Annotated in this window: 15 protein-coding genes; 8 read left to right on the top strand and 7 right to left on the bottom strand. The window is 71.6% G+C overall.

All coding sequences use genetic code 11. The features are described from left to right. The first annotated feature begins 43 nt into the window (after positions 1-43). Complete coding sequence (gene secA / locus LQ940_RS15870; protein ID WP_231243082.1) at positions 44-2,875, top strand: preprotein translocase subunit SecA; 2,832 nt, start codon at positions 44-46, stop codon at positions 2,873-2,875. Positions 2,876-2,959: 84 nt separating this feature from the next. On the opposite strand, the gene LQ940_RS15865 is transcribed toward secA, so the two are convergent. Together LQ940_RS15865 and LQ940_RS15860 are read right to left on the bottom strand one after the other, a co-directional pair. Continuing rightward, positions 2,960-3,442: an Rv3235 family protein gene (locus LQ940_RS15865; RefSeq protein WP_231243084.1), complete on the bottom strand. Its 483-nt coding sequence runs from the start codon at positions 3,440-3,442 to the stop codon at positions 2,960-2,962. 10 nt (positions 3,443-3,452) lie between these two features. Then, positions 3,453-4,100, bottom strand: a complete 648-nt coding sequence (locus LQ940_RS15860; RefSeq protein WP_231243085.1) for a LysM peptidoglycan-binding domain-containing protein — start codon at positions 4,098-4,100, stop codon at positions 3,453-3,455. A gap of 89 nt (positions 4,101-4,189) precedes the next feature. Between LQ940_RS15860 and LQ940_RS15855 the strand changes: the two genes are divergently transcribed. After that, on the top strand, positions 4,190-4,720 hold the full coding sequence (locus LQ940_RS15855) for a hypothetical protein (RefSeq protein ID WP_231243086.1): 531 nt from the start codon (positions 4,190-4,192) through the stop codon (positions 4,718-4,720). Positions 4,721-4,728: 8 nt separating this feature from the next. Here the strand turns inward: LQ940_RS15855 and LQ940_RS15850 are convergent, their stop codons facing one another. Genes LQ940_RS15850 through LQ940_RS15835 form a run of 4 tightly spaced genes read right to left on the bottom strand, consistent with a single transcriptional unit; the run spans position 4,729 to position 8,050 of the window. Further along, the gene (locus LQ940_RS15850) at positions 4,729-5,064 is read right to left on the bottom strand and encodes a sec-independent translocase (protein ID WP_231243087.1); all 336 of its coding nucleotides are present in this window, start codon (positions 5,062-5,064) and stop codon (positions 4,729-4,731) included. A gap of 3 nt (positions 5,065-5,067) precedes the next feature. After that, on the bottom strand, positions 5,068-6,231 hold the full coding sequence (locus LQ940_RS15845) for an Mrp/NBP35 family ATP-binding protein (protein WP_231243088.1): 1,164 nt from the start codon (positions 6,229-6,231) through the stop codon (positions 5,068-5,070). 12 nt (positions 6,232-6,243) lie between these two features. After that, positions 6,244-6,771 (bottom strand): DUF1003 domain-containing protein, encoded by a 528-nt coding sequence (locus tag LQ940_RS15840; RefSeq protein WP_231243089.1) that lies wholly within the window; start codon positions 6,769-6,771, stop codon positions 6,244-6,246. Next, the gene (locus LQ940_RS15835; RefSeq protein ID WP_231243090.1) at positions 6,764-8,050 is read right to left on the bottom strand and encodes a magnesium transporter MgtE N-terminal domain-containing protein; all 1,287 of its coding nucleotides are present in this window, start codon (positions 8,048-8,050) and stop codon (positions 6,764-6,766) included. The genes LQ940_RS15840 and LQ940_RS15835 overlap by 8 nt, the downstream gene beginning before the upstream one ends. Before the next feature lie 69 nt (positions 8,051-8,119). Between LQ940_RS15835 and LQ940_RS15830 the strand changes: the two genes are divergently transcribed. From LQ940_RS15830 to LQ940_RS15810, 5 genes are all read left to right on the top strand, one after another. Continuing rightward, positions 8,120-8,509 carry a hypothetical protein gene (locus tag LQ940_RS15830; protein ID WP_231243091.1) on the top strand — a complete coding sequence of 130 codons (390 nt, stop codon included), beginning with the start codon at positions 8,120-8,122 and terminating at the stop codon, positions 8,507-8,509. A gap of 115 nt (positions 8,510-8,624) precedes the next feature. Then, positions 8,625-10,022, top strand: coding sequence for a phospholipase D-like domain-containing protein (locus LQ940_RS15825; RefSeq protein WP_231243092.1), 1,398 nt, complete (start codon positions 8,625-8,627; stop codon positions 10,020-10,022). Next, the gene (locus tag LQ940_RS15820; RefSeq protein ID WP_231243093.1) at positions 10,022-11,578 is read left to right on the top strand and encodes a class I SAM-dependent methyltransferase; all 1,557 of its coding nucleotides are present in this window, start codon (positions 10,022-10,024) and stop codon (positions 11,576-11,578) included. The genes LQ940_RS15825 and LQ940_RS15820 overlap by 1 nt, the downstream gene beginning before the upstream one ends. Continuing rightward, positions 11,569-11,781, top strand: coding sequence for a DUF6752 domain-containing protein (locus LQ940_RS15815; RefSeq protein WP_231243094.1), 213 nt, complete (start codon positions 11,569-11,571; stop codon positions 11,779-11,781). The genes LQ940_RS15820 and LQ940_RS15815 overlap by 10 nt, the downstream gene beginning before the upstream one ends. Before the next feature lie 4 nt (positions 11,782-11,785). Next, positions 11,786-12,868, top strand: a complete 1,083-nt coding sequence (locus tag LQ940_RS15810; protein WP_231243095.1) for a hypothetical protein — start codon at positions 11,786-11,788, stop codon at positions 12,866-12,868. Here the strand turns inward: LQ940_RS15810 and LQ940_RS15805 are convergent. After that, entirely contained in the window at positions 12,813-13,913 is a 1,101-nt protein-coding gene (locus tag LQ940_RS15805) for an endonuclease/exonuclease/phosphatase family protein (protein WP_231243096.1), read from the bottom strand. The genes LQ940_RS15810 and LQ940_RS15805 overlap by 56 nt on opposite strands. 153 nt (positions 13,914-14,066) lie before the next feature. On the opposite strand from LQ940_RS15805, the gene LQ940_RS15800 reads away from it, so the two are divergent. Further along, on the top strand, positions 14,067-16,145 hold the full coding sequence (locus tag LQ940_RS15800) for an acyltransferase family protein (protein WP_231243097.1): 2,079 nt from the start codon (positions 14,067-14,069) through the stop codon (positions 16,143-16,145). The last annotated feature ends 119 nt before the right edge of the window (positions 16,146-16,264 follow it).

Raw genomic sequence — 16,264 nt, 5'->3', positions numbered from 1 at the left:
GCTCCCACGGCCCGAAGCTGTCAACCCAAGGAGTCATCCCGTCGTGCCCGTCATCATCGACAAGCTTCTCCGCATCGGCGAAGGCAAGATCCTCCGGCAGCTCGAGAACATCGCGAAGGCCGTCAACGCCATCGAGGACGACTTCGTCGCCATGAGCGACGAGGAGCTCCGGGCGATGACCGACGAGCTCAAGGCGCGCTACGAGAAGGGCGAGTCCCTCGACGACCTGATGCCCGAGGCCTTCGCCACCGTGCGCGAGGCGGCCAACCGGGTCATCGGCCAGCGGCACTACGACGTTCAGATCATGGGTGGCGCGGCGCTCCACCTCGGCAACATCGCCGAGATGAAGACCGGTGAGGGCAAGACCCTCGTCGCGACGCTGCCGGCGTACCTCAACGCGATCTCGGGCAAGGGCGTCCACGTCGTCACCGTCAACGACTACCTCGCCAAGTACCACGCCGAGTGGATGGGCCGGATCCATCACTTCCTCGGGCTCACCACGGGGGTGATCCTGCCGGAGATGCGCCCCGCGGAGCGCCGCGAGGCCTACAACTGCGACATCACCTACGGCACCAACAACGAGCTCGGCTTCGACTACCTGCGCGACAACATGGCCGGCTCCATCGAGGAGTGCGTGCAGCGCGGCCACAGCTTCGCCATCGTCGACGAGGTCGACTCCATCCTGATCGACGAGGCGCGGACCCCGCTGATCATCAGCGGCCCGACCCAGGACGAGGTGAAGTGGTACGGCGAGTTCGCCAAGATCGCCAAGACCCTCGTGCGCGACGTCGACTACGAGGTCGACGAGAAGAAGCGCACCATCTCCGTGCTCGAGCCGGGCATCACCAAGGTCGAGGACCACCTCGGCATCGAGAACCTCTACGAGTCGGCCAACACCCCGCTGATCTCCTTCCTCAACAACTCCATCAAGGCCAAGGAGCTCTTCCGCAACGACAAGGAGTACGTCGTCATGCAGGGCGAGGTGCTCATCGTCGACGAGCACACCGGCCGCATGCTGTCGGGGCGCCGCTACAACGACGGTCTGCACCAGGCCATCGAGGCCAAGGAGGGCGTGACCGTCCGCGAGGAGTACCAGACGCTCGCGACCGTCACCCTGCAGAACTACTTCCGCCTCTACGACAAGCTCTCCGGCATGACCGGCACGGCCATGACCGAGGCCTCGGAGTTCGACAAGATCTACAAGCTCGGCGTCGTCCAGATCCCGACGAACAAGCCGATGCGACGCATCGACCAGCCCGACCTCGTCTACCGCACCGAGGAGGCCAAGTACGACGCGGTCGCCGACGACATCGCGGAGCGCCACGAGAAGGGCCAGCCGATCCTGGTGGGCACCGTGTCGGTCGAGAAGTCGGAGTACCTCTCCAACCTGCTGACGAAGCGCGGCATCCCGCACACGGTCCTCAACGCCAAGGTCCACGCCGACGAGGCCAAGATCGTCGCCATGGCCGGCCACAAGGGCGCCGTCACCGTCGCCACCAACATGGCCGGTCGAGGCACCGACATCATGCTCGGTGGCTCGGTGGAGTTCCTCGCCGACCAGGCGCTGCGCGACCAGGGCCTCGAGCCTGCCGGCGACACCGCGGCCGAGTACGAGGCCGCCTGGCCCGCGACCCTGGAGCGGATCAAGGAGCAGGTCGCCCTCGAGCACGACGCCGTCCGCGACCTCGGTGGGCTCTACGTGGTCGGCACCGAGCGCCACGAGTCGCGCCGCATCGACAACCAGCTGCGTGGTCGCTCCGGCCGGCAGGGCGACCCGGGGGAGTCCCGCTTCTACCTGTCCCTCGAGGACGAGCTGATGCGGCTGTTCAAGTCCGAGTGGGTCGACCGCGTCCTGCAGATGCTGAAGATCCCCGACGACGTCCCGATCGAGAACAAGCGCGTCACCGGCGCCATCGCCAACGCCCAGGGCCAGGTGGAGTCGCAGAACTTCGAGTCGCGCAAGAACGTCCTCAAGTACGACGACGTGATGGACCGTCAGCGCCAGGTCATCTACGGCGAGCGCCGTGAGGTCCTCGAGGGCGCCGACCTGGAGGAGCAGATCCGCACCTTCATCGACGACGTCGTGACCGGCTACGTCACCGGCTCGCTCGCCGAGTTCGGCGAGGAGTGGGACCTCGAGCAGCTGCACACCGACCTCAGCCAGATCTGGCCCGTCGGCCTCGACTTCGCCCAGCTCGAGGAGGAGGCCGGTGGCCGCGCCAACCTCGACCGTGGCGAGCTGATCGAGCTGCTCAAGGCCGACGCGCACGCCGCCTACGACGCCCGCGAGGAGGAGATGGGCGAGGAGGTCATGCGCGAGCTCGAGCGGCGCGTGCTCCTCTCGGTCCTCGACCGCAAGTGGCGCGAGCACCTCTACGAGATGGACTACCTGCGCGAGGGCATCTACCTGCGGGCCTACTCCCAGCGCGACCCGCTCGTGGAGTACCAGCGCGAGGGCTTCGACATGTTCGCCGCGATGATGGACGGGATCAAGGAGGAGGCAGTCGGCTTCCTCTTCAACCTGGAGGTCCAGGTCGAGGAGGACGACCACGAGGGTCACGACCACGACCACGTCCACGAGGAGGACGAGGTCTTCGAGCCGCTCCTGCAGCCGGAGGGCACCGTCCAGCAGCACGCCCCCGCGATCCGGGCCAAGGGCCTCGACCGCCCGTCGGCCCCGGCCAACCTGTCCTACTCCGCTCCGAGCGAGGACGGCGGGACCGAGGTGAAGGGCGCGACGGTGACCACCGCCGACGACGAGTACGCCGGTGTCGGCCGCAACGCGAAGTGCCCGTGCGGCTCGGGCAAGAAGTTCAAGCAGTGCCACGGCGCGCCGGGCGGGCCCACCGGCCTCACCGCCCGCGCCTCCGGCTGACCCACCGCCGACCCGTCACCAACTGCACCGAAACACCGCTGACCCGTCAGAAAGTTTCTGACGGGTCAGCGTGTTCTCGGCCGCTCAGCTCCAGTCGAGGGCGGTGCAGAGCCAGCGCTGGCCGCGGGCCTCGAAGCGGGCGGCGAGCGCGCGGGAGCGCTCGCCGTAGCGGACGTGGATGCCGGCCTCGAAGGCCGCGTCGTGCAGGAAGCAGGTGTGCACGCTGAGCACGCGGGGGCGGACCGGTTGGACCCGGCCCTGGCCGGGCGTGTGGCCGCCGGCGCGGGCGACGAGGACCGCGCGCCGGTCCAGGTCGGCGTAGACCTCGCGGGAGGTCCACCGCACCAGCTGGGCCGCGGGGCGGTCCCCGCCCACGATCTCCACGGTGGCCTGGGCGAACCGGCGGGCCCACTCCTCGGCCGTGCGGCGACGACCGGCGGTGATCGGGACCACCGGCGCCACCGGAGGCTCTCGGCGGGGCAGCAGGTCCAGGGCCAGGGTGCCCTGCGTGGCGGCGAAGGGCACCGGGAGCCGGATCGGGACGACGCGGTGGGTGCGAGCGGGCATGGCGATCTCCTCACGAGGTGGGGTGGTCGGGCAGGACGAGGCGCTGGCCGGGCCGGATCAGGTCCGGGTCGGGGCCGATGGTGGAGCGGTTGAGCGCGTGCAGCCGGCGGCAGTACGCCGCCGTGTCGGCGTCGGTGGCGGCGGGACCGAGGCGGTGCGCCGCGATCGACCACAGGGAGTCGCCCGGGGCCACGACGGTGGCCGCCGGCGCCGCAGGCGGGACGGGGGTCGGGCGCAGCCCGCCGAGAGGCCGGTCCGGCAGCGGCAGCCCCGTGAGCGCCGACCTGGTCGGCCGGTCGGCGCCGTGGAGGACGGCGCCGGGCGTCGCGACCGCGGGGAGGGTGCCGGCGCCGGCCAGCGCCACCCCACAGGCGGCGAGCAGGACCCGGCGGACTGCGACGGGCACCCCAGGCGTGCGCTCCCGCACGCTCCCGCGCCAGACCTGCAGCACGACGGCGGTCGTGACCAGCCACCACCAGCAGCCGCAGAGGGCGAGCGCCGCGGCGCAGCCGCTCACCAGCAGGTCGGCGAAGTCCCGCGCCGCCGGCGCATCCGCCAGGTCCGGCTCGCACCAGCGCAACAGCAGGGTCACGCCCAGCGTGGTCGCCGCCCAGAGCGCCGTAGCGCGGAGGCGACGAGCGGTCCCGAGACCATTCATGGCCGAATCCTTGCGTTTGCTTGCGTTTGGTCCAGTCAACGCCTGCTTGTCGACACCGTCAACCGGGTCTCCACAGGTACGCTCGGGCCGTGGCCTGGGAGGACGACCTCTTCGAGGTGCTCGACGACCTCGAGCAGCGGGCCGCAGCGCTCTACGACGCCGAGCGGGCCCCGGAGCTCGCCGACCGCAGCCGCGCGGAGTACCAGCAGGTCACGCTCGCCGCGCGGCTCATGGCGTCGGTCGACCGGGAGGTCGCGCTCGAGGTGCGCGGCGTCGGGACGGTGGCCGGCGCACTGCGGCGGGTGGCCGCCGGGTGGTGCCTGGTCCGCGGGGCCACGCAGGACTGGCTGGTTCCCCTGCCGGCGGTGACGGCGGTGTCGGGGGTCTCGGAGCGCGCGGTCCCGGAGGTCGCCTGGTCGCCGTTGTCCCGGCTGAGCCTCGCCTCACCGCTGCGGCGTCTGGCTGAGTCGGGGGAGCGGTGCGTCCTGCACGCCGTGGACGGCCGCCGGCACGAGGGCGCGGTGGCCCGCGTCGGACACGACTTCACCGAGGTCGTCGAGCCGTCCGGCCGCATGGTGCTGGTCTCGTTCGCGACCCTGGCGGCCGTGCAGAGCCCCTAGGGGGCCGGCTACGTCGCGTCGGAGTCGTACGGCGGCAGCTCACCCTCGTCGAGGGGCCGCTTCCCGCGGGTCTGGGCCGCGGACTGCTCGGAGTCGGCGTCCTCCATGGCCTCGATGATGTGCTTGCGCACGATCGTGCGTGGGTCGAGGTCGCGCAGCTCGAGGTCGGCGTACTGGGGGCCGAGCTCATCGCGCAGCTCGTCTCGTGCGGAGTTGGCGAAGTCGCGCGCCTTGCGCAGCATCTGCCCGGCCTGCTTGGCGAGGTCGGGCAGCCGGTCGGGGCCGAAGACGAAGATCGCGACGAGCGCGATGACCGCCAGCTCGGCAAGCCCGACGTCGAACACGGGTCAGAACTTGCTGGTGGGGGTCAGTCCCAGCTGCATGCCGGCCAGTCCGCGCCCGCGACCCGAGAGCCGCTCGGCGATGGCGGTCAGCTCCACGGCGCCCGGCGCCGTGGGGTCGGAGTCCACGATGGGCTTGCCTGCGTCGCCGCCCTCACGCAGCGACACGTCGAGCGGGATCCGGCCGAGCACCGGCACGTCGTAGCCGAAGCGCGCGGACAGCGTGGCCGCCACCCGGTCACCGCCGCCGGAGCCGAAGATCTCGAGGCGGTGATCCTTGCCCTCGGCCTGGCAGTGCGGACAGGGCAGGTAGCTCATGTTCTCGACGACGCCGACGACGCGCTGGTGCATCATCGAGGCCATCGTGCCGGCGCGCTCGGCGACCTCGGCGGCCGCCTCCTGCGGGGTGGTGACCACGACCACCTCGGCGCCGGGCAGGTGCTGCCCGAGCGAGATCGCCACGTCGCCGGTGCCGGGCGGCAGGTCCAGCAGCAGCACGTCCAGGTCGCCCCAGAAGACGTCGGCCAGCATCTGCACGAGCGCCCGGTCGAGCATCGGACCACGCCAGGCGACCACCTGGTCGCGGCGGGGCTTGAGCATGCCGATCGAGATCACCGAGACCCCGCTCGGGGTCGGCACGGGCATGATCAGGTCGTCGACCTGGGTCGGCCGGTGGTCGGCCACGCCCAGCATGGCCGGGACCGAGTGCCCGTAGATGTCGGCGTCGACCACGCCCACCTTGAGCCCCTGCTTGGCCAGCGACAGCGCCAGGTTGACGGTGACCGAGGACTTGCCGACGCCGCCCTTGCCGCTGGCGATCGCGTAGACCTTCGTCAGCGAGCCGGGCTGCGCGAACGGGATCTCGCGCTCCGCCCTGCCGCCGCTGAGGACCTCCTTGAGGCCGGCGCGCTGCTCGGCGCTCATCACGCCCAGCTCGAGGTCGACACCGGTGGCGCCGGGGACGGCGGTCACCGCGGCGGTGACGTCGCGGGTGATCGTGTCCTTGAGGGGGCAGCCGGCGACGGTCAGCAACACCTTCACGTGGACCAGGCCGTCGTCGTCGACGACGACCGTGTCGACCATGCCGATCTCGGTGATGGGGCGCTTGATCTCGGGGTCGTGGACGGTCGCCAGCGCGGCGGTGACCTGCTCGAGGGTGGGTGACGTCATGATGGTCCCACTCTAGTTGGGCGGTGGTTCGCGTCCTTCGTCGGCGCTCTCGTGAGACAGCCCACGCTCCTCCAGCTCGGCCAGCAGCGAGCGCAGCTCGGAGCGCAGGAAGTCCCGGGTCGCCACCTCGCCGACGGCCATGCGCAGCGACGCGACCTCGCGGGCGAGGAACTCCATGTCGGCGTGGCCCCGCGCGTTGGCCTGCCGGTCCTGCTCGGCGATGACCTTGTCGCGGGTCTCCTGGCGGTTCTGCGCGAGCAGGATCAACGGTGCGGCGTACGACGCCTGGAGGCTGAGCATCAGGGTCAGGAAGATGAACGGGTAGGCGTCCCAGCGGGCGTCCTCGGGAGCGATGGCGTTCCAGCCGACCCACACGACCACGAACCCGGTCATGTAGAGCAGGAACGTCGCCGTGCCCATGAAGCGGGCGAACTGCTCGGCGAAGACCCCGAAGGTGTCGTTGTTGAACGCCGGCCGGCGCACCAGCTGCCGGCGGGTGCTGCGCGGGGTGTCGAGGCGGGGGGCGCGGGGCTCAGCCACGGCGGGCTCCCAGCGGGCCGCCGTCGCGGGGCATCCGGTCGCGCCAGTTGCTGGGCAGCATGTGGTCGAGCAGGTCGTCGACGGTGACGGCGCCGAGCAGGTGACCGTTCTCGTCGACGACGGGCGCCGCCACCAGGTTGTACGTCGCGAGATGGGCCGCGACCTGGTCGATGGTGGCCTCGGGGCGCAGGTTCTCCATGGAGTCGTCGAGTGCGCCGGCCACCAGCGTGGAGGGGGGCTCGCGCAGCAGCCGCTGGATGTGGGCGACGCCGAGGAACTTGCCCGTGGGCGTCTCGAGGGGCTGGCGGCACACGTAGACGAGCGCGGCCAGCGCCGGGGTGAGGTCGGGGTTGCGCACGTGCGCCAGGGCGTCGGCGATCGTCGCGTCGGGCGGCAGGATGACCGGCTCGGGGGTCATCATGGCGCCCGCCGTGTTCTCGACGTACGACATCAGCCGGCGTACGTCGTCGGCCTCCTCGGGCTCCATCAGGTCGAGCAGGATCTCCGCGGTCTCGGGCGGCAGGTCGGCGATCAGGTCGGCGGCGTCGTCGGGCGACATCTCCTCCAGGACGTCGGCGGCGCGCTCGGAGTCCAGCTCCTCGAGGATCTGGACCTGGTCCTCCTCGGGCAGCTCCTCGAGGACGTCGGCCAGGCGCTCGTCGTCGAGAGCGGCGACGACGGCGGCACGGCGCTCGACCGGCAGGTCGTGGATCATGCTGGCCGCGTCGGCGGGGCGCATCTCGTTGAGGGCGGCGATTAGGTGCGTGGCGCCCTGCGCCTCCTCGCGGCCCACCAGCCCCTGCACGTCGCGCCACTCGACGACGTGGGTCTGCCCGCGCCGGCGCAACCCCTTGGCCGGCTCCTGGACGGCGACCCGGCTGAGCACCCAGTCGCGGTTGCGCGCCTGCTCCATCGCGACGTCGTAGACCGTGCCCCGCACTCCGGCCCCGGTGCCCGCGCTGCCCGTGATGACGACGCTGCGGTCGAGCAGCTGACCGATCACCAGGGTCTCGGTGGAGCGTTGCTCGAAGCGGCGCATGTTCAGCAGTCCGGTGGTGTAGACCTGGCCGCTGTCGATGTTGGTGACCCGGGTCATCGGGACGAAGATCCGGCGCCGGCCGAACACCTCGGCGACCATGCCCAGGACGCGGGGCTGGCTCTCCTGCGAGCGGATGGCCACCACCAGGTCGCGGACCTTGCCGACCTGGTCGCCCTGGGGGTCGAAGATCGGCAGCCCGACGAGGCGGGCCGCGTAGACGCGGGGAGGGGCGGTGCTCACGGCCCAACGCTAGTGCCACCTCGCCATGGCATCGGCACTCCGCGCCGTGGCGTCCGTACACTCCTTGCCATGAGAACCCGCCGACTCCTGGCTGCCGTGGCGCTGCCGCTGTTGCTCGCCACGGGCTGCGGCGGCGACTCCGACACCACCGCCACCGACCCGACGCCGGCCTCGTCGGAGCCCGACACCGCGTCACCCTCGCCGTCGGAGAGCGCGGCTCCCGCCGGCCCCGCGTGCGCCGACGTGTGGGTCGAGGGCGGGGTGCTCCCGGCGGCCTACGCCGGCTGCGTCGCCGACGGGGCCCTCGTGGAGCCCGAGGCCCTCTCCTGCTCCTCGGGCCAGACCATCGTCCGTTACGCCGAGCAGTACTACGGCGTGCTGGGCGGGAAGATCAAGTTCGCCGAGGATCTTGCCCAGGATCCCGACTACCGGCACTCGGTCTCCGTCTGCCGCGGCTGAGCGGCGAGTCTGACGCCCTCCGGCTCTCTTTACCCTTGTACTCTGGTCGTTTCCGCCTGCTCGGTCTCGCTCCAGACGTAGCCGTGCCCGCCGCCCTCTTGGAGTTGCTCACCTCATGACCGCTCGACATGTCGCCCGCCTCGGGTCCGGCCTCGCCCTCGCCCTCGCCATCACGACGCTGGGAGCGCTGCCGTCCGCGACGGCCACCTCCTCGACGAGCGCCCAGGTCTCCCGGGTGCAGTCCGACGACCTCACGCTCTCCGGCGCGGCTGAGGGCAAGAACGCCGGCCAGAAGAGCACGGGCCAGAAGAACACGGGCCAGAAGAACAAGGGCAAGAAGCGGGCTCGCTGGACGCCGCGCTCCGGAGTGCTGTTCAACAGCCCGCTGGGCAGCGCCAAGACGCGCTACCGGCTGCTCGACCACATCACCACGGCGATCCAGCGGGCCCACAAGGGCAGCACGATCGACGTCATGTCCTGGAACATCATGTCCCGCTCCGGGGTGAACGCCCTGATCAACGCGCAGCGCCGCGGGGTCATCGTGCGCGTGCTGATGGATAAGTCCAACGTCTCCGCAGAGGTCCCCAACCCGGGGTTCATCCGGCTGCAGCGCGCCCTGGTCAAGGGCAACGCCAACCGGCCCAAGGGCAAGAAGAGCTACGCGAAGACCTGCCGCGGCTCCTGCCGCGGCAAGGGGGGACAGGCGCACAGCAAGTTCTACCTGTTCTCCAGGACCGGCACCGCCCGCCACGTGACCATCCAGGGCTCGGCCAACCTGACGGCCGCGGCCGCGTCGAACCAGTGGAACGACGTCTACACCTTCGTCAACCACCGCAAGGTGTGGAAGTTCGGCCGCACGGTCTTCGCCCAGATGTGGCAGGACCAGCCCCGTCGGCAGACCTTCGTCCAGTCGTCGGGCAGGAACTACAAGTTCTACTTCAGCCCGCTCGGGGGGGCCAACTACAAGGGCGACCCGTATCAGAGCATCCTCAATCAGGTGAAGTGCACCGGGGCTCGCAACGCCGGCACCCGGTCGGGTCGCACCATCGTGCGCGTGGCCCCCGACGTGATCCGCAACGACCGCGGCATGCGCGCCGCGGTGCAGTTCAAGCGGATGCACAAGCAGGGCTGCGACATCAAGATCGGCTACACCGTCATGGGGCAGGCCATCTACCGCTACCTGCGCTCCCACAACGTGCCGATCCGGCACCTGGTCCAGGACTTCAACGGCGACGGCGAGTTCGACAACTACTTCCACCTCAAGTCGATCTCGATCAACGGCCGCATCGGCAACAACCGCACGGCCCACGTGGTGATCAACGGCTCCTCGAACATCTCGGGGCTGGCGACGATCTCCGACGAGAACATCACCATCATGCGCAACCGCGGCCTCACCCTGAGGTACCAGGACCACATCAACTACTGGTACGAGAACTTCCCCAGGAGCGTCCCGCTCCGGGCCTCCTACCGTGGCAAGAAGATCGACCCCTACGCCAACGTCGACATGGACTGATGGAGGGCCCGAAGGTCCCGAGGTCCAAGGCCCGGGTCTCCGAGGTCGACGAGGGCGGCGTCCGGCTGTGGGGCTTCGGCGACCGCGTGCTGGACGTCCTCTTCGACGGGCGACGGGTCTGGTCGTTCTGGCTGGTGCGTGACACGGAGGGCTCGCCGACGGGTCGCCGTCACGCCGCCTGGCCGCCGGCGCTGAGCCGCTTCCTGGACGGCCACACACGGGTGAGCGTGCGCGACCACCTGACGGGAGAGACCCTGTTCGATGAGGAGCGCGCGTTCGGCACGTCGTCGGCGAGGATCGCGGTCGTCGGCAAGTCCGGGGCCCCGATGGGGCTGGACAAGTCGGGGCGCATGAGCGCCACCTTCGACACCCGTTCGCCCGAGGACGTGGCGCCGCTGCTGGACAGCATCGACCGCGTGCTCGAGGCGATCCGCACGGCGGGCATCGAGGCCTTCCTCGCCTACGGCACCCTGCTGGGCGCGATCCGCGAGCAGCGGCTGCTCGGGCACGACTCCGACGCCGACCTCGCCTACGTCAGCCACGCGTCGACGCCGGTCGACGTCATCCGGGAGTCCTTCCGCCTGCAGCGGGCGGTGACCGGCCTGGGGCTGGCCACGCACCGCTACAGCGGCGCGGCCTTCCGCATCGACGTGGTCGAGGGCGACGGGGTGGTCCGGGCGTTGGACGTCTTCGCCGGGTTCATCGACGGGGGCCGGCTGCGGCTCATGGGCGAGGTGGACGCGCCGTACGAGATGGACTGGATCTACCCGACGCGGGAGTGCACGCTCGAGGGCCGCCCGTTCCCCGCCCCGGCGGCGCCCGAGCGCCTGCTGGAGGCGATGTACGGGCCGTCGTGGGCCGTGCCGGACCCGGCGTTCCGCTTCGGCACCGACCAGCACACCATCCAGGAGCTGACCGGGTGGTTCCGCGGGACCTCGGTGGAGCGCCAGGCGTGGGAGCGCAGCTACAGCCGGGCGCGGATGCGGGTGCCGCGGCGCCGGCCCTCGCAGCTGGCGCGCCGGGCCCTCGGCTTCGTGGGCCAGGGCGGCACGGTGCTCGACGTCGGGGCCGGCTGGGGCGCCGACAGCCTGTGGCTAGCGCGCCAGGGAGCCCAGGTCACCGCCTACGACTACGTCCCGAAGGCGCCGCAGACCGCGCAGCGGGTAGCGGCGGCCGAGGGCCTGCGGCTCGACGTACGGCACCTCAACCTCACCGAGTGGCGCTCGGTGCTGGGTGAGGGCGCGCTGGCGTCCCGGCGGAGCGGGCGCCGGGCGATCCTCGCGCGCCACGTCGCCGACGCCACCAACGGCTTCGGGCGCGACTCGCTGGCGCGCTTCTCCTCCATGGCCCTGCGCGACGGCGGGCGGCTGTTCGTCGACGTGTGGACCGGTGGCGGCACCGCGCCGCTCAAGCTGCGGCCCGTGTCGCTGGACGCCCTGGCGGGTCGGCTCGAGGGTCAGGGGGCAACTATCATTCGTACACGCGAGCTCGCCCCCGGCGAGGGTGGCAACAGGAGCCGCTTCAGCATCGGACGATTGGTGGCTCAATGGGACTGAAACAGATCGTGCGCCAGGTCCGCGACCAGCGCGACCTCGTGGCGCGCGTCGAGCACCTCGAGCAGGACCTGCTCGAGATGCGCCGCCACCAGCTTCGCCTGGCCGAGCTGGCCGACGTGGTCCAGGAGCTGTTGGTGCCGATGGCCAGCCGCGACCAGGACCGCATCGACGTCGCCCTCGCGAAGTTCACCGAGAGCATCTGACGCGTTGGCCGAGCGGGTCTTCGTCCACCTCGGGCTGCCCAAGACCGCCACCACCTACCTCCAGACGATCCTGTGGGCCTCGCGCCCGCTGCTGCGCGAGCAGGGCGTGCTGCTGCCCGGGGAGGAGCGGCGCGACCACCTATGGGCCTCGCGCGTGGTCCGCGAGGACCCCAACCTGGCCGGTGCCCCGGCCCGGCACCGCACCGCGTGGTCCCGGCTGACCCAGGAGCTCGCCGGCTGGCCGGGCACCGGGCTGGTCAGCCACGAGTTCTTCGCCGCGGCCTCCGCCGAGCAGGCGCAGCGGATGATCGCCGACCTGGCGCCCGCGGAGGTCCACCTGGTCGTCACCGCCCGCGAGCCCTTGGGCCTGTTCACCGCCAGCTGGCAGGAGAGCCTCAAGAACCGGCACACGACGCCGATCGAGGAGTACGCCCTCGAGGTGTCGCCCAGCCCCAACGCGATCTGGAACTGGCGCACCCTGGACCTGCGCCTGGTCCTGCAGCGGTGGGCCCCGTCGCTCCCGGCCTCGCAGGTGCATGTCCTGCCGCTCGACACCCGGGCGCCGCGCGAGGAGATCTGGCACCGCTTCGGTGCTCTGCTGGGGCTGGACACCGAGGCCTTCGACCTCTCCGGCTCGTTCCCCAACGAGTCGATGGGAGTCGTCGAGGCCGAGGTGCTGCGCCGCGTCAACGCCCACCTGGGTGACTTCCAGCGGGCCTTCGACCGCGGCGTCTACATCCGCACGTTCCTCGCCGACGAGCGTCTCGTCCCGCGCCGCGGCGAGCGGTTCTGGCCGCCGCAGGAGCGCATCGAGGAGCAGCGTCGCCGCGGTCGGGAGTGGGTCGACTTCGTGCGCGCGGAGGGCTACGACGTCCGCGGAGACCTGGCCAACCTGCTCGTCCCCGACGAGCTCGAGCCCCGTCGGGAGCCGTCGTCGGTGACCGATGCCGAGGTCGCCGACGTGGCGGTCTCGCTCGTCGCGCAGATGCTCGGGGACGTGCGGGACCTGCGCACGAGGGTGGCCGACGAGGTCAGTCCGTCTCGCCGGGGATGGTGGCGGTGGCGCTCACGAAGTGGTGGTCGCTGACGCGACCCAGGGTGCTGCGGTCCTCGTCGTAGTCGCTCCACTGGACGCCGGTGCCGAGGACCCAGTCGACCGCGAGGCGCCCGGCCGGGCTGCAGCCCCCGGAGGCGCTGCCGCCGATGGCGGCGACGAGCCCGGTGGGGGGAGCCACCCGGCAGAAGAACTCCGCGCGGTCGTTCATGTCGCCGGTGAGGAACACCGGCAGCCCCTCGGCCGCGAGCCGGTTGACCACGCTCACCGCGGCCAGGTGCCCGGCCCGGCGGGAGACGGCGTAGCGGCCCTCGCCGGCCGAGGCGTGCATGTTGACGAAGTACATCTCGCGACCGGTCAGCCGGTGCCGCAGCTTGACGATCGGCTGGGGGCGCACCGCGTGCATGAAGGTGATCGAGAAGGAGTCGCCGGAGACGAACTCGAACACGTCGGGGTCGTAGAGGATGTTGTTGTCGGTGTCGCGGGTGCCGAAGGCGTAGTCGGGGTAGGCCGCCATGCCGGTCATGCTCTTGAGCCCGTTGAGCTGGTCCGGCTTGAGCTCCTGGGTGCCCAGCACCTGCACCCCGTAGTTGCGGATGTACGACGCGGCCTGCGGCGTACGACGTGAGGCCGGCGGGTAGTTGCGGCGGTCGCCACCGGGCGCGGTGTGGTTGCTGCCGAGCACGTTGAAGGTGCCGACCCGGATCGTGACGGACTTGCGGGCGGCGATCGCGCGCAGTCGCTCCGCCTCGATCTCTGCGAGCTCCTCGGTGGTGTAGCGGCGCAGCGTGAGGCCCGGCACCACCGTGCGCTTGCCCGGGGGCTTGCGGGAGACCGCCGGGGTCCGCGTCGGCGCGACGGAGGGGGAGGCCGCGGTGGTGCCCGGGTCGCCCGGGTCGGCCGGGACGGGAGCGTCCATACGTGCGGCCGTGCCGGCGTCCCGGGCGAGGAAGCCGCTGCCGCCGAGCACGGTGACGGCACCCACGACCAGGGTGAGGAGGCCGACCAGGAGCAGCGTGGCGAGGACGCTGCCACGCTCCGCGCGGTGGCTCCTCGCGCGGGTCTTTGGTCGAGGCATTGCGACAGGATAGCGTCAGGCACCGGCGCTGATGACCCGCGCCGAGGGCCCGCCGACGGTGCGGCGGCCCGCTCCCAGACGAGCCGCGAAGGAGTGCCCACGGTGGCAAGTGCCCCCTCACCCGGGTTGGGATTCCGGCCTGAGATCCAGGGCATGCGCGCACTGGCCGTCGGCCTGGTGATCGTGGCCCACGCCGGCTTCGCCGGCTTCGAGGGCGGCTTCGTCGGGGTGGACGTCTTCTTCGTCATCTCCGGCTTCCTCATCACCTCGCTGCTGGTGCGGGAGGCCGACCGGTCCGGGCGGATCTCGCTCGGCGGGTTCTACGCCCGCCGGGCCCGCCGGATCCTGCCCGCCGCCGTCGTGGTGCTCGTGGCGACCGTCGTCGCCGCCACGCTCCTCCTGCCGCTGGTGCGGGCGCTCGAGATCGGCAAGGACGCCGTCTGGTCGTCGTTCTTCGCCGCCAACATCCGCTTCGCGCAGGTCGGCACCGACTACTTCGCGCAGGGCGAGCCCACCTCGCCCCTCCAGCACTTCTGGTCCCTGGCCGTCGAGGAGCAGTTCTACCTGGTCTGGCCGCTGATCCTCATCGGCTGGCTGGCGGTGGCTCGCCGCCGCTCCGGCGCCCCTCGCCACGGCGTGCTGCTGGGGTTGCTGCTGGCCCTGAGCCTGGCGTCGTTCGCCTGGTCCCTCTACGCCACCTACGAGTCCCCGGTGACGGCGTACTTCTCCACGCTGACCCGCGCGTGGGAGCTCGGTGCCGGCGCCGCGACCGCCCTGTGGCTGTCGCGCGGCGACGTCCGGCTGCCGCGACCCGTGCGGCAGGGCATGGGGGCGGCCGGGCTGCTCGCGATCCTCGCCTCCGTGGTGGTCCTCGACGCGGGGACCGCGTTCCCGGGGTACGCCGCAGCCCTGCCGGTGCTCGGCACCGTGCTGCTGATCGCCTCGGGGGACGCCTCCGGGCGCGAGGGCCAGACGCTGGTGTCCCGGGTGCTCTCCCTGCCGCCGCTGCTGGTGATCGGCAACTGGTCGTACTCGCTCTACCTGTGGCACTGGCCGGTGCTGCGCATCGCCGAGGACCGGCAGGGCGTCGCGCACCTCGGCGGGCTGCGCCTGCTGCTGGCGCTGGCGCTCGTCGTGGCGCTGAGCGCCGCGACGTACCACTGGGTCGAGGAGCCGTTCCGGCGCGGCCGGCGCTGGTCGCGCCCCTCCTTCGGGATCGCGCTGTACCCCGCGGGGGTGATCCTGGTCGTGGCGGTCGTGCTCTCCGGCCGCCAGTGGGTCGTCCACGAGCTGGGCCTGGGCGGCGACGACCCGGCGATCACGACGGCGGACTTCGCCGACCGCCGGCTCAGCGACGACCCCCAGCTCGCGCTGGTCCAGGCGTCCGTCCTCGCCGCCCGCGAGGGGCGGGAGGTCCCCAGCGACCTGACGCCGTCGCTGTTGGGGATCCGCAAGGCCACCGCGCCGCTGGGGGACTGCGACTACCGGACGGGCACGACGCAGCTGTGCCCGCTGGGCGACTCCGACGCCGACCTCACCGTCGCCCTGATCGGCGACTCGCACGCGCGGGCGTGGTCGCCGGCGTTCGACGAGCTGGGGAGCGCCGAGGGCTTCCGCGCCTTCCAGTTCGTCTACAGCGGGTGCTCGGCGACGCAGGCCGTGCAGGCCGAGCGGGAGACCGAGCGGCCGTGGGAGGAGTGCCAGGACTTCAAGGCCTGGACCCTCGAGACGCTTGAGGACCTGCAGCCCGACCTGATCGTGGTCGCCACGTCGGCGGTGTCCCCGGTGATGTCGGAGGACGGCTCGCGGCTGGTGTTCAAGCAGGAGGACGCCGAGGAGTTCCGGGAGGTCGTGGGGGCGGGATTCGAGGAGCAGCTCCGGCTCCTCGAGCCGCTGGCCCCGCGGCTGGTGGTCCTGGGCAACACACCCCAGCTCCCGCGCGAGCCCGGCGTGTGCCTGACCTCGGGCGAGGTCGACCTCGGCGACTGTCTGTTCGAGGCCGGCCCCCAGGCCCGCGCGATCCAGATGGGCTTTCGTGACGCGGCCCGGCGAGCCGGCGCCCCGTTCGTCAACGCCGGGCCATGGTTCTGCTTCGACAAACAGTGCCCGTCGGTGGTGGGCAGCACCGTCACCATGCGCGACAAGGAGCACATGACCCCCGACTACGCGCGCCAGCTGGCGGTGCCTCTCGGTCGCCGGCTCGGCCTCGTCGAGGCCGCGGCCAGCTCCTAGCACCGCCGCTTCGGGGGCCCCCAGGCGGGGCGAAGTCCTCGCCCGGTGAATTACAGGTCTGTAGTTCTCCGCCAGGGGTTCCGTGGGACTGGTGTGACTGGTGTGATTGCCAGGCACGC

This window comes from Nocardioides sp. cx-173 (genome assembly GCF_021117365.1).
Lineage (GTDB): Bacteria > Actinomycetota > Actinomycetes > Propionibacteriales > Nocardioidaceae > Nocardioides.
This window is presented reverse-complemented; position numbering and strand designations above follow the sequence as displayed.

What these genes read in the sequence shown, in the direction of transcription:
- LQ940_RS15860 (WP_231243085.1), bottom strand. Translation starts at nt 4,100, where the DNA reads ATGAATGGTCTCGGGACCGCTCGTCGCCTCCGCGCTACGGCGCTCTGG.
- LQ940_RS15820 (WP_231243093.1), top strand. Translation starts at nt 10,022, where the DNA reads ATGGAGGGCCCGAAGGTCCCGAGGTCCAAGGCCCGGGTCTCCGAGGTC.
- LQ940_RS15825 (WP_231243092.1), top strand. Translation starts at nt 8,625, where the DNA reads ATGACCGCTCGACATGTCGCCCGCCTCGGGTCCGGCCTCGCCCTCGCC.
- LQ940_RS15800 (WP_231243097.1), top strand. Translation starts at nt 14,067, where the DNA reads ATGCGCGCACTGGCCGTCGGCCTGGTGATCGTGGCCCACGCCGGCTTC.
- LQ940_RS15830 (WP_231243091.1), top strand. Translation starts at nt 8,120, where the DNA reads ATGAGAACCCGCCGACTCCTGGCTGCCGTGGCGCTGCCGCTGTTGCTC.
- LQ940_RS15845 (WP_231243088.1), bottom strand. Translation starts at nt 6,231, where the DNA reads ATGACGTCACCCACCCTCGAGCAGGTCACCGCCGCGCTGGCGACCGTC.
- LQ940_RS15815 (WP_231243094.1), top strand. Translation starts at nt 11,569, where the DNA reads ATGGGACTGAAACAGATCGTGCGCCAGGTCCGCGACCAGCGCGACCTC.
- LQ940_RS15805 (WP_231243096.1), bottom strand. Translation starts at nt 13,913, where the DNA reads ATGCCTCGACCAAAGACCCGCGCGAGGAGCCACCGCGCGGAGCGTGGC.
- LQ940_RS15865 (WP_231243084.1), bottom strand. Translation starts at nt 3,442, where the DNA reads ATGCCCGCTCGCACCCACCGCGTCGTCCCGATCCGGCTCCCGGTGCCC.